Origin of the sequence: Anaerocolumna xylanovorans DSM 12503 (assembly GCF_900143645.1) — a bacterium.
GTDB lineage: Bacteria > Bacillota > Clostridia > Lachnospirales > Lachnospiraceae > Anaerocolumna > Anaerocolumna xylanovorans.
The window spans coordinates 114279-126893 of sequence record NZ_FRFD01000015.1 but is presented as its reverse complement, the minus strand read 5'-3'; the positions used below and the strand labels follow the sequence as shown (position 1 = coordinate 126893).

The 12615-nt window shown below is 39.7% G+C and carries 8 protein-coding genes and 2 pseudogenes; 3 read left to right on the top strand and 7 right to left on the bottom strand.

Annotated elements, in window-relative coordinates; translation table 11 throughout:
• From BUF11_RS21805 to BUF11_RS21775, 7 genes and pseudogenes are all read right to left on the bottom strand, one after another.
• Window positions 1-278 (bottom strand): annotated as a pseudogene (locus BUF11_RS21805) (hypothetical protein); the annotation flags it as partial.
• A gap of 140 nt (window positions 279-418) precedes the next feature.
• Window positions 419-1207, bottom strand: coding sequence for an ABC transporter permease (locus BUF11_RS21800; RefSeq protein WP_073590995.1), 789 nt, complete (start codon window positions 1205-1207; stop codon window positions 419-421).
• A 1-nt stretch (window position 1208) separates the two neighbouring features.
• Window positions 1209-2084, bottom strand: a complete 876-nt coding sequence (locus BUF11_RS21795; protein ID WP_073590994.1) for an ATP-binding cassette domain-containing protein — start codon at window positions 2082-2084, stop codon at window positions 1209-1211.
• A 96-nt stretch (window positions 2085-2180) separates the two neighbouring features.
• A complete protein-coding gene (locus tag BUF11_RS21790; protein ID WP_073590993.1) occupies window positions 2181-3740 on the bottom strand; it encodes a HAMP domain-containing sensor histidine kinase in 1560 nt (519 codons plus the stop codon).
• A gap of 17 nt (window positions 3741-3757) precedes the next feature.
• The gene (locus BUF11_RS21785) at window positions 3758-4426 is read right to left on the bottom strand and encodes a response regulator transcription factor (protein ID WP_073590992.1); all 669 of its coding nucleotides are present in this window, start codon (window positions 4424-4426) and stop codon (window positions 3758-3760) included.
• A gap of 176 nt (window positions 4427-4602) precedes the next feature.
• The gene (locus tag BUF11_RS21780; protein WP_073590991.1) at window positions 4603-6375 is read right to left on the bottom strand and encodes an ABC transporter ATP-binding protein; all 1773 of its coding nucleotides are present in this window, start codon (window positions 6373-6375) and stop codon (window positions 4603-4605) included.
• 124 nt (window positions 6376-6499) lie between these two features.
• Window positions 6500-8233 carry an ABC transporter ATP-binding protein gene (locus BUF11_RS21775; RefSeq protein WP_073590990.1) on the bottom strand — a complete coding sequence of 578 codons (1734 nt, stop codon included), beginning with the start codon at window positions 8231-8233 and terminating at the stop codon, window positions 6500-6502.
• A 495-nt stretch (window positions 8234-8728) separates the two neighbouring features.
• Between BUF11_RS21775 and BUF11_RS21770 the strand changes: the two genes are divergently transcribed.
• The 3 genes and pseudogenes from BUF11_RS21770 to BUF11_RS21760 all read left to right on the top strand — a co-directional run.
• Window positions 8729-9253 carry an Rrf2 family transcriptional regulator gene (locus BUF11_RS21770; RefSeq protein ID WP_073590989.1) on the top strand — a complete coding sequence of 175 codons (525 nt, stop codon included), beginning with the start codon at window positions 8729-8731 and terminating at the stop codon, window positions 9251-9253.
• Window positions 9240-11612 carry a YhgE/Pip domain-containing protein gene (locus BUF11_RS21765; protein WP_073590988.1) on the top strand — a complete coding sequence of 791 codons (2373 nt, stop codon included), beginning with the start codon at window positions 9240-9242 and terminating at the stop codon, window positions 11610-11612. Before BUF11_RS21770 ends, BUF11_RS21765 begins: the two co-directional genes overlap by 14 nt.
• Before the next feature lie 261 nt (window positions 11613-11873).
• A pseudogene (locus tag BUF11_RS21760) lies at window positions 11874-12509 on the top strand (GTP pyrophosphokinase); the annotation flags it as partial.
• Between the last annotated feature and the right edge of the window lie 106 nt (window positions 12510-12615).

The window sequence follows — 12615 nt, the reverse complement described above, 5'->3', positions numbered from 1 at the left end:
GACAATAGCCCTGAATCAATTCCAGCAATTATTGCAACACTTTTTTGTGATTCTCCAGCTAAAACTCTAGCTACAAGAGAATACCTTCCTTCAGCTGTACGTTCTTTACATGTTGAAGGATGCTTTAAAGTATCAATTCCATAAATATCTGCAATTCTTGACCAAGTAACAATTCGTTTTCTAAAATTCTTTTGACCAATTCCTGCTGGTGTTTCAGGCCATTGACCATTTCTGTATAGCTCGACACAATTTAATTTAAATACAAAATCATATTTCACGTAAAAACCCCCTTTACTGGTGTCCAGTAAAGGGGGTACATATCATGACGGCATTTTAGGGAGGGCTTTTTTATTTTAAAACATAGTAAGAATGTTAGGAATATGTTTATCGCGCACCTCAATATTTACTATAGAATGATCTATGAGACATGTCCCTGAGGTTTAAGAGCCCTCTGATTTTTACGGATGCTGAAAATCAGAATAATGGAGGAAACTGCTCCAAAGAACAGGTAGGATTGTATCAGCGGTACAAAATTATATTGGCCTCCCTGCCAGAAAGTTATAAAGTCGCTGCTGATATAAGACATGGGAAATATTCTTGCTATTGCTTTTAATCCTGCAGGAAGCTGGTCTACGGTAATACCCATCATTCCGCAGAGTATCATGAAACCGAAGTAAAGTAGCATGGAAACGGCATAAGTAGGACCGAATTTGCGAAAAATAGTGGCGATACCATGGGCCAGAATAAAAAATATTACAGACAGAGCATATAAGGCGATAACAAAACAGACAACGGAGCCTGGCTTTGGAACCTGAAGGTCTAAAATTATACAGTCAGTTACGGTATAGAGTAAAAAAGCAGCTGTTGTGAAGATTAAGTAGGCAATCATTTTAGCAGCGAGCATCGTTTTTTCATGAAAGCCGAACAGGCTTAAGCGCAGGGGAATATCTTTTTCTAATTCCTGAGAATAATTTGCTGCATATCCTATCAGCAGAACAGCCATTGGAATAATCATGCTCATTGTGATAAAAAGAGCGGTAATTGCTTCTGAATACATGTTTTCAGGTATCTGTTTCTTTAATATTACTGAAAACAAGACAGACATCATGATAGGAAACAATACACCAAATATGATAACAAATATATTTCCGGCTATATTACGCAGTTCATAAGAAATCAAATACCAATTAAGCTTCTTTCTATTCATTTTAATCTCTCTTTCCGCCCCCATTGAATTTGTTCTTGGCATTAATGGACATAATTTCTATATTGTTGTTGCTGCGCCGGAAGTTAATATCTTTCCTGATGAGCAGTTCTGCAATGTCTTTTTCGGTCTGATCATTCTGGCAGGAAAGTGCAATAAGATGACCAGGTGCCTCTAACTTTAGAAAGTTCTTGGTAATCTCTTCGTTTTCGGGGGTGTTATCAACGGTGATTACTGTTTTTCCACAATACTTACGGAATAATTCATCTTTATCCCCAAAATCAACAACCTGACCTTTTTCCAGAATTAAGATATTATTTACCAGCTGTTCCAACTCCTCGTAGTAGTGGGAAACAATACACAGAGTAGTGGTTTTGTTGCGGTACCATTCCACAAGCTTTGACATCAGCTTTTGCCTGGTCTCAAAATCCAGTCCGGAGGTTACCTCGTCAAAAAATACCAAAGGAGCATCCTGAACCAGTACAAGGATAATTGTAAGCCGCTGTTTTTGGCCTCCCGACAGGGCAGAATACTTTTTGTGCAGGCACTCTTCAAAATCAAAAAAGGAAATAAGATCCTGGAGTATTTCATTTTTCTTTATTTTAGTATTAAGTATGGACTCCATAATATGCTTTACTGCCATAGCATTGGAGTAGTGGTTGTGCTGCATATGAACTGCCATTTCTTCAGGTTTTAAGTCGGTAGCAATGCTCCCCTGGTAATTGGTCAACCCCAGAATTGTCTTTACAAAAGTCGATTTTCCGGCCCCGTTAGAGCCGATAATTCCAATACGGTCACCGGCCTTAAACGAAAGAGGTGTGTCTATGGATAGAGCCAGTTGATTTCCGTACCTGACCCGTACCTGATTAATAATAACCATAAGATATCTCCTGTCCTTTTATATATGCATAATTCTTTCAACTGTTTTAATTATATCAAACGCATATGAATTTGAGATGAAGATTCCGTGTAGAGGTTATGCAAATATGAGCTCAGCCATCACACCTTCTTTTGTGTTGGAGAGATTTAGACGGCAGTTTAAAAGCTTGGCATAATAGGAAGCTACATACAGGCCCAGACCGTGTGCCCTGTTCCCTGTTATGCTGGAAACAAAGGGTTCAAATATATGGGGAAGGAGTTCCTCTTCAATTGCTGCTCCATAATTTAAGATACATAGTCTGTGTTCTTCATAAAGTATGGCTATTCGTCCATCCTTTGGTGTGAAACAAATGGCATTGGATAATAAATTATCCAGGATTTTTTTAAGGAGTTCAGGGTCCGTAAAGAGGGCGGGAGGCATGCCATCTGTTATTATATGCAGAGATTTTTCTTCCAACTGTACATGATAGGAACCGATACATTCCTCTATCAGATCCTTAAGAGAAAAGGATTCCTTTTGAAGCTCTTTGGAGCAATGATTCAGGTATAAAAGATCCTCTACGATCTTCTTCATGGATTGCAGTTGTTGCTTTACCTGGGGGAGATAGGCTCTTGTATCCTTATATTTTCCCACTTCATGTATCATGCTTTCTACTAACAGCAGGGCAGCGGCAATAGGTGTCTTAAGCTGATGAGAGGAAGCACGAAGGAATACTTCCTGCCGTTTATTTTCTTCTGCCAGATACCGGTTCTTAATTTCCAGTTCCTGATAGTTCTGCTGGATTTTTTGATACAGTTCATTAAGGCTTTCCGCCAGACTGCTGATTTCATCATGTCCGGTGACAGAGACCGGCTCCAGATACAAAGTTTCTGCCTCTGTCATATACTTTGCATGATTGGAGAGCTTGATAATGGGAATGATAATAAGCTTGGAAAACAGCTGGGAGGATATTAGTACAAGCAAGAGTGCCACAGCGGCAATCATGGGCAGGCTTTGTAAAATAACAGGTTTTATTTCATCTATCCTTGGAGTCATGACAGGCAGAAAAGTGATGTCAATGACCTCATCCGTAAGTCCCAGAGCAATGTAGCTGGTATAATAATTACTGCCATCGGTTACGCTGGATTCAAATACCAGGAGTTTATCAGATTCTCTATGAACCCTGGAGGATAGTTGACGGAATACATTATTATTCTCCTGAATCTCAAAGGAAAAGTTCAAAGGATAGTCTGCCGGGAGGTACTGTTCTATGGATATGAGCTGTTTTAGTTCATCAAAAGAAATATCTTCTTCTTTAAAATCCTTCATTTCATCCGTATGCCTTGCATAGTACCTGAACTTATCAAGAAGCTGAAGGAGTTTCTCATCGCGCACTTTTACGGAAACACGTACAAACTGGTTAAGAGCATATATGGTGTCTCCGGTTAACGGGAGCTCAACAGTCAGGGTTCCGCTGGGATTTTTTACTTCAAGGTTGTCATAGCTTCCTGTTTTCATATATCCTTCCTGCAGCTTTATAACAGAAGAATAATTTCTATCCTGCATATAGGCGACATAGAGGGAAGGAAGCATAAAGATAAAGTATCCTAAAAGGAGCGAGACAATAAGGATGGATATAACGGTACTGTAAGCAAAAGTTTTCCTGGAAAGATTCATGGACGTACCTCCTTTCTTTATGTATTTTCTTCGTTAAATTGATAGCCCACCCCTATGACGGTCCGTATATAGCTGCAGGGCAGCTTTTTACGCAGATTCTTAACATGTGCGTCAATGATCCGGTCATTTCCGATATAATCCTCATTGAAAATTTTAAGAATAAGCTGTTCTCTGGTAAAGACCCGGTGTGCTTCCTTTTTCAGAGTTTGCAGGAGAAGGAACTCACTTAAGGTAAGCTGAAGGGAAACATTATCATAGAAAGCCTGGTAAGCTTCTTCGTTTAAATATAATCCATCAGTCTTTGCCGGCTTTTTATCACTGCCTTTCGTTCTGCGCAGGATAGTTTCGATTCTTTTTAGCAGGATGATGGGAGAGACCGGTTTCACCACATAATCATCTGCAAAAAGATTAAAGGCTTTTACCTGGGTGGGTTCATCATCTATAGCTGTCAGCATAATGGCGGCCATATCAGGTTTTTGGCTCCTGATATGGGAAAGGACTTCCAGACCGCTCTTTCCGGGAACCATGATATCCAGCACGGCAAGGTCAAAATCCTGTTTTTCCAATATTTTTATAGCTTCTTCTCCATTCTCTGTGGGAGTAACATCATATTGCTTAAGCTGCATGTATTCTGTTAAAACTTCTTTGATAGTTGGTTCGTCTTCCAAAAACAATATCCGTACCATAAAATGCTTCTCCTATCCCCTAAAAAATATATAGTATTAACAACTTCTCCTATTTCCGGCTGCTTTCATGGGTAATTATAGCAGATAGAAAGACAAAGGCACAAGGAATAAAAAAATAGGGAGCCCCTTTGTACCGGTACTCCCTATTTTGTATGTTTTTGTTTGAATAAATAAAATTAGATATTTTTGAATTGTGCCATATATAAATCGTAGTAGGCGCCTTTCTTTTCAAGAAGCTCTTTGGGGCTTCCCTCTTCTACAATACCGCCGTTATCAATGTAAAAGATACGGTCAGCCTTTTGAATAGTAGAGAGGCGGTGGGCGATAACAAAGGAGGTACGTCCCTTTAACAAGGCTTCGATTCCTTTTTGTACAAGGATTTCGGTATGGGTGTCGATACTTGAGGTGGCCTCGTCAAGAATCAGGATCTTAGGCATAGACACCATAGTACGGGCGAATGCTAACAGCTGTTTTTGTCCGGCAGAAAGACCGGCTCCTCTTTCCTTTAATTCCGTATCATAACCCTTTTCCATCTTCATAATGAAGTCATGGGCATTCACTGCCTTGGCAGCAGCGATAATCTCTTCATCGGAAGCATCCAGCTTACCGTATTTTAAATTATCCTTAACGGTACCGGAGAAAAGGAAATTGTCCTGTGTCATGATACCCATCTGCATACGCAGGCTTTCAATGGACACATCCCGGATATTATGGCCGTCCACATAGATATTTCCTTCCTGTATGTCATAAAAGCGGCTGATAAGATTTACTACGGTTGTTTTACCGGCGCCGGTGGGACCTACCAGAGCAATGGCTTCACCCGGCTTAATATGAAAGCTTACATTGTTTAGTACCTGGGTGTCCATATCATAAGCAAAAGTTACGTTTTCAAAACGTACATCTCCTTTGATTACCGGAAGCTCTTTTGTCTCCTGCTCATCAGTGATATCCGGCTTGGTATCCATGATTTCAAAGATTCTTTCTGCTCCGGAGATATTGGTTACCAGCTGGTTATAAAAATTACTAAGGTTCATGATAGGTCTCCAGAACATAGAAATGTAGGAGGAAAAGGCTATCAGGGTTCCTACAGGTGTATTATCGCCTGTCATCTTAATACCGAAGAAGAAAAGAGATATTGTACCGATTCCCCAGCAAAAGTCAATGATGGAACCAAAGCCGTCATTTAAAGTTACAGCCTTCATAAAGGATCCTCTGTGTTCTGCCAGCATGGTATCAAAGGAACGGGAAGTTTCTTCCTCTGCGGTAAAGCTGTGGATAATACGCATACCGGATAAATCTTCGTGGATAAAGGCATTCAGATTAGAATTCTTCTTACGGTATGTCTGCCATCTTACGTGGGAATATACCTGAATAATCCACATTCCGATAATAAGCAGGGGAAGGCTGATAAGAGCGGCCAAGGCCAGTTTATAATCTTTTACCATCATGATGGCTACTACTGCCACAATAGTGATAAAGTCCGGTATCAGTGTGGTGACACTGTTAGAAAGAACATCCTTTAAGGAGTTCACATCACCGATAACACGAGCTAGTATCTTTCCGGTGGGTCTGCTGTCAAAAAAGCTAAAGCTTAGCTTCTGAATATGGGTATACAGCTCCTGCCTTATGCTTAAGAGTACGGTATTGCTTACTTTTGCCATAATAAACATACGGAGCTTTACTAACAGGATGTAGATTATATTTAAGACAGCAGCAAAGAGACCAAGTTCTAAAAGCCCGTTCACATCCTTACCAGCTATGTTTACATTAATGGCGTGTTCTATGATGAGAGGATTGATAAGACTGATTGCCACAGTCCCTCCCATTATAAATAATACGGCAATGATTTCCTTCTTATAGGCCAGAAGATAACGAAAAAGCCTTAAAAGGGTATTTATTTTACTGGAGCCGGCCAGATTTTCGTCGGCTCTTACTGCATTTACTGACATTTAAGTTCCTCCTTCTGAGGCAGAGTATTGTATTAAAAATACATTGCATTTTTAATACACAAATTTGTGCTGACACCAAATTTGCGGCGCGTTGTTGGCGTGGTATTTGTTTCGTTGTGCGTTATTATACGGCAAGAGAGGTATCCTCCAGATATTCTCCGTACTGTGCCATATAGGTTTTATAGTAGAGCCCTTTCTTTTCAAGCAGGGACTCATGAGTACCTCTTTCCGCGATGGCACCGTCTTCCAGAAAGATGATTTCGTCTGCATTTCTTACTGCAGATATACGGTGGGCTATTACAACCTTAGTAGTATCTGCAAGTTCATTCAGACTCTTCTGAATTAGATGTTCGGTTTCCATATCAAGGGCTGACGTGGAGTCATCCAGTATGAGAACAGGAGCATCCTTTGATAAAGCCCTTGCGATACTGATACGCTGTTTCTGCCCGCCGGAAAGTCCTACACCTCTTTCTCCAATTACGGTTTCGTACCGGTCATCCATCTTTTCAATAAAGTCTGAGGCCTGTGCTTTTTCCACAGCATTCATAACCTCCTGGTCGGTCAAAAGGGAACGCTTACCCATCTTGACATTTTCAGTGACAGTATCAGAAAACAGGAATACATCCTGCATAACAAGTGCCATGTTCTTTCTAAGATCCTTTAAGGATAAATCCTTCACATTGATACCGTCCAGCTTGATATTACCTTCCGTTGTTTCGTAGAAACGCTGCAGCAGGTTGATAACGGAGGTCTTGCCGGAACCGGTAGCACCCATAATGCCAAGGGTCTTGCCAGGCTTTATGTCAAAGCTTATATTTTTTAGTATAGGTGTATCGTTTATAGCAAAGGATACATTTTCAAATGAAACTTCACCCAAAGCTTTATCAAGAGGCACCGGATTTTCCTTGGATACCACAGTAGGCTGTTCTTTCATGATTTTATTAATCCTTTTGGTAGAGGCAGCGGCAGCGGCCAGGTCATTAAAAAGCCAGCCAATCATCTCCATAGGCCATACAATATTGTTGGCATATTCTGCAAAAGCACCCAGAGTACCAAGGGAGATATCATCCTTTATTACCAGAAAGCCGCCGGCTACAATAATAGTCACAGGCAAAAGTCTTGTGATAAACTGAAAATAAGGGTTATATTTAATCAGAACTTTTGACTGTCTCATATTAAGGTCGTAATAGCGTTTATTATGGGACAAAAACTTTGTGATTTCAAATTTCTCTCTGGCAAAAGCTTTCACAGTTCTTACGCCTGCCAGATTTTCCTGAGCTACCAGGTTTAATTTTGCATTCTCTTCACTAATTTCTTCATAAACGTTATCCAGCCGCTTTTCCATTCTTATAGCGATAAAGGCAACTACCGGCATTACAACCAGAGGAATCAGGGTAAGCTTGGGGCTTAGAGAAAACATGCTGTAGAGTACCAGTACGACTTGCAGTACGACCTCTACGACCAGCATGCCGATAAAGCCGACACCACCCCATACTTTATCTACATCATCTTTTAAACGGGACATTAATTCTCCGGTGTTGTTCTTATCGAAGTAATCTAAAGAAAGGCTCTGAACGTGGTTAAATAGCTTTCTTCGGATATCTGCTCCTATCTTCGAGCTGACGGAGTCAAAGAGCAGTTCTTTAAAATAGTTAAATATCGCTCTGCCTACTCCGATTATCAGAATAATAAACAGAAATTTTGTAAGCAGCTTAACCTTTCCATCAACGATAACATCGTCGATAATGTGCTTTAAAATACGCGGGGACAGCATATCCAGCCCAACGCTTATAATCATACAAACTATGGCAACAGTATATATATACCAATATTTTTTAATGTAACTTGATATTTTCATAAATCCTCCTCCCTGATTTGGGGCAAAAAAATAGCCATGGTACATTACCACGGCAATAAAAATCCATTTATATGTAGGTGTAAGTCGGCGTAGGACAACTACACTATATAAAAGAATATACTACTGAGGTAATTAAAGATAACTTATATTCATTATTGGCTGCAGCGATAAAATTGTTAGTCATATTCGTTTACCTCACTTTCTTTTATATTCTTTAGACATTATAACACATTAGTAATTTTTGTCAACCTAAAATTATACGAAATTCATATATTCTTTAAAAAGTTTTAAATTTAAAAAGAACAAGCTGGAAAAGAAAGGTTCCCTGCATCTGCCTGTGTAAAAAGCTTTAAAATAGTATATAAAAAAACTTTCGTTTCTATCATAATTTTTGGCATAAATGTTGTTGACGTTTAATGTCAGAGAGAGTATCATCTCATTGTAGATTTCAAATGTCCATAATGGATAATGGATATCAACAAAGGAGGTGGGAAAATGAAATTAACCAGAGGAATCGAGCAGGCAGTTTGCATTATCGCTCTATTGTCAACCCAGGATTATTCCATACCGGTAGCATCGGAGGAAATTCATAAACGTCTGAAAGGTTCCCTGACTTATACGAAAAAAATTATACGAAAATTGGTAGTAGGAAAAATGGTCAATTCGGTATCTGGAAACAATGGGGGATTTACACTGGCAAAAAAAACCGATGAAATAAATCTTCTGGATATAGTGGAAGCCTTAGAGGGAACTATCAGAACCTATCCTGATTCAGGACTTATTGATAAGGTATTTGAAGATAAACAGGTTCTGGCTAACCAGGGAACGATTGTAATGAGAAATGCCTTTGCCAAAGCAGATATGCTGTATAGGGAAGCTTTGAGGGCAAAAACCGTCAGCCAGTTATTAGAGGAGACGTTAGGCAGCAGGCCTATCGGGCCAATCAACTGGAATCAGGCTGATGAAAGGCGCGATTTATTGATAAGAAAGGTGATGAAGAATATTCATGGAAATGATTAAAACAGAATGGAAAAAGATTAGGGAAAACAAATTATTGCTGGTGTCCTTTATTGTAATATGCTGTATCCCTTTGCTTTACGCTTCTTTTTTCTTAAAATCAATGTGGGATCCCTACGGCAAGACAGAGAATCTTCCGATTGCAGTTGTAAATGAAGATAAAGCTGTAGAATTTGAAGGGGAGACCTTATCCGTAGGTAATGATATTATTGACGAACTTAAAGGTGACAACAGCCTGGACTGGAATTTCGTAACCAGTAAAAAAGCAGAACAGGGATTAAAGGATAGAAAGTATTATATGATAGTGACCTTCCCGGAGAATTTTTCAGAGAATGCATCTACGGTACTTTCCGATAATCCGACCCAGATGGTTATTAAATATGAAACAAACGGCGGACTTAACTATTTGGGTGAAGTATTCAGCGAACAGGCAATTAAGGAATTGCAGAACAAGATTTCTGAAAAGGTTACCAAGGCTTATGTAAGTGCCATATTTGATAAGGTAGAGGATATGGGTGGAAGTATTACAGAAGCCGCCGATGCTTCTGCACAGATTAAGGATGGTGTGGATAAGGTTAAGGATGGCAATGACGAGCTTTACAGTAATCTTGACAAATTATCCAAGGCAAGCCTTACTTTCAGTGACGGAACAGATTCCTTAAGCCTTGGATTAAGTACTTACCTTAATGGAGTTCTTTCAGCAAATAATGGTGCCAAGAAGTTAAAGGACGGCCTGGCAACCTATCAGGCAGGTGTTAAAACCTATACTGACGGCGTAAAGCAGGCGGCTAAAGGAGCAAATACACTTAACAAAAATTCACAGGACTTAAAAAATGGAGCAAAACTGGTTTCAGAGGGTGTATCACAGCTTAACACTGAACTTGGAACGACAATCGGATCTTTAGGAAGCAATGCAGAGGGCATCAAGCAGTTAGCAGACGGTATGACAGCTGTTGACAGTGCTATTTCTACTTTGAATACAGGAGCGAAGACATTGGCTGCCGGTGTTCCTACGAAAGATCAGGTAAACAGTGTTTCAAAATATTTGAATACCAGTGCCTTCAGCCAGTTGCCCAAGGAACAGCAGGCGGTTGTTTTACAGAGTGCGGCAAAGCTCTTAGCCGGCTATGATACCATAGGGACGGCAGTAGGACAGATTTCAGGGGGATTAGATACACTTTCACAGAAAACCCCTGCATTAGCAGCAGGAACAAATCAGGTTTATAATACAATCAGTGCAGTTGCAAAACAGGCACCTGCGTTAACAGAAGGCCTTAGTAAGCTGGATACCGGTGCAAAGAGCCTTAATACAGGTGTTGGTGCTTATACAACCGGCGTGTTACAGCTATCAAAGGGCTTAGACCAGTTAAATACAAAAGCCGGTGATTTAAACAGCGGTATCAGTCAGATAGCCGGAGGCTCTACGGATTTGGCAGCAGGACTTAATAAGCTGACACAGAATAACGGTAAACTCTCCTCTGGTATGGATCAGATTAAAAAAGGAGCAGAAGATATTCATGACGGTGCGGCTAAGCTGGCAGATGGCTCCAAGAAGTTAGGAGACGGCCTCACAGATTTATCAGATGGAGCAGGCAAGTTAAATGATGGCCTGCAGGAAGGTGCAGATACCATTGAATCCTTTGATGCATCCGATGCCACGGTTGATATGATTGCAGAACCCAGTACTTTAAGTGAAACAAAATATTCAGAGGTACCGGATTACGGTCATGCACTTGCACCTTATGTATTGTCACTTTCTCTGTATGTAGGATGTATGTTATTTAACTTCATCTATCCTATCAGAAAGGTTGCAGTAAAAGGTAAACCTGTCATTCAATGGTGGTTTGCAAAGCTGTCTGTTGGAATTGCAGCCGCAACAATAATGGCAGTAGTAGAAGCTGGCGTTATGCATTTAATCGGTGTGGATACGGTATCCGCCGGAAGCTATTTTGTGACAGCTCTCTTTTCCGCTTATGCATATATGCTTTTGATCATGGTATTATCAGTTGCTTTTGATAATCCCGGACGTTTCGTTGCCATGGTACTCTTAGTACTCCAGCTTGCAGGAGCCGGCGGTACTTTCCCGATGCAGTTGACCTATAAATTCTACCAGGTTATCCATCCGTTCCTTCCTATGACGTATTCCATTTACGGTTTCCGTCAGGCAATCAGCGGTGGATTAGGAAATCATGTTCTTGCTTCCAGCCTGCTTGTATTGGCAATGGTAGCTTTAGTATCCGCTCTTCTTTTACTCGTTTCTATGACAGTATTAAAGAAGATAAGTAAGGATGGAGTATCACAGTTAGATGATAACCAGAAATTAATGGACACAGATTATTCCTATGCAAACTCTTCTTTATAAAATAACAGGAAGAGAAAAACCATAATCTAACAGATATCAAACAACCGGTAAGCAGTGTAGCATATCCTGCCTGCCGGTTGTTTTTATAGTTAAGTTCGTTAAAAAAACATATAAAAAAGATAAAGTTTTTATTAATTTTTACTATTTTCAAAATTTGTTCATAATTCTGTGTTATAATTAATTATAGTTGGTGAAACAAAGAATAACAGTTTTCCAATAAGAATTTAAACATGGTTTTTTCCTTGTTTAAGGAGGACGAAAATGGATTTACCTATTTTTTATAGTGAAGAAGATGAATGGAAAAAAGTTATGCTGATGTATGACTCTGCCTTAAAAGAGGTTAATACAAAGCTGGAGATATTAAATAACGAATTCAAACTCAACCATCAATATAATCCCATAGAGCACATTACTTCCCGGATTAAAACTCCCCAAAGTATTGCAAAGAAATTACGGCACAATAACAAAGAACTGACAGTGGAGAATATCGTAAAATATATAAATGACGTCGCAGGCATGCGTATTATCTGTTCATTTACCTCAGATATATACCGTATTGCAGACTTAATTGCGGCACAAAGCGACGTAAATGTCCTGAAAGTAAAGGATTATATTACTTGCCCTAAGCCAAATGGATATACCAGTTACCATATGATTATTTCTGTACCTATATATCTTTCAGAAATGATGGTCAATGTAAAGGTCGAGATACAGATAAGAACTATTGCCATGGATTTTTGGGCCAGTTTAGAGCATAAAATATATTATAAGTTTGAAGGAAATGCACCGGAGAGCATCAGGAAGGAATTAAAAGAATGTGCGGAAATCGTATCCTTTCTGGATCATAAGATGCTTTCGCTGAATGAGGAAATCAGGCTGTACAATCCTGAAAGTGAGATAGAACATTACCGGGAAGTGGTGTCAGAGTCCTTCCAAAGCATGATCAGGGAATCTTATGGAACGGTAATTGATGAGGAGGATATTAACCAGGAAGAGGATGAAG

Bases quoted from the DNA above. Each gene is read 5' to 3' on its own strand.
- BUF11_RS21795 (WP_073590994.1), bottom strand. From the start codon at position 2,084: ATGGTTATTATTAATCAGGTACGGGTCAGGTACGGAAATCAACTGGCT.
- BUF11_RS21775 (WP_073590990.1), bottom strand. From the start codon at position 8,233: ATGAAAATATCAAGTTACATTAAAAAATATTGGTATATATATACTGTT.
- BUF11_RS21800 (WP_073590995.1), bottom strand. From the start codon at position 1,207: ATGAATAGAAAGAAGCTTAATTGGTATTTGATTTCTTATGAACTGCGT.
- BUF11_RS21785 (WP_073590992.1), bottom strand. From the start codon at position 4,426: ATGGTACGGATATTGTTTTTGGAAGACGAACCAACTATCAAAGAAGTT.
- BUF11_RS21765 (WP_073590988.1), top strand. From the start codon at position 9,240: ATGGAAATGATTAAAACAGAATGGAAAAAGATTAGGGAAAACAAATTA.
- BUF11_RS21770 (WP_073590989.1), top strand. From the start codon at position 8,729: ATGAAATTAACCAGAGGAATCGAGCAGGCAGTTTGCATTATCGCTCTA.
- BUF11_RS21790 (WP_073590993.1), bottom strand. From the start codon at position 3,740: ATGAATCTTTCCAGGAAAACTTTTGCTTACAGTACCGTTATATCCATC.
- BUF11_RS21780 (WP_073590991.1), bottom strand. From the start codon at position 6,375: ATGTCAGTAAATGCAGTAAGAGCCGACGAAAATCTGGCCGGCTCCAGT.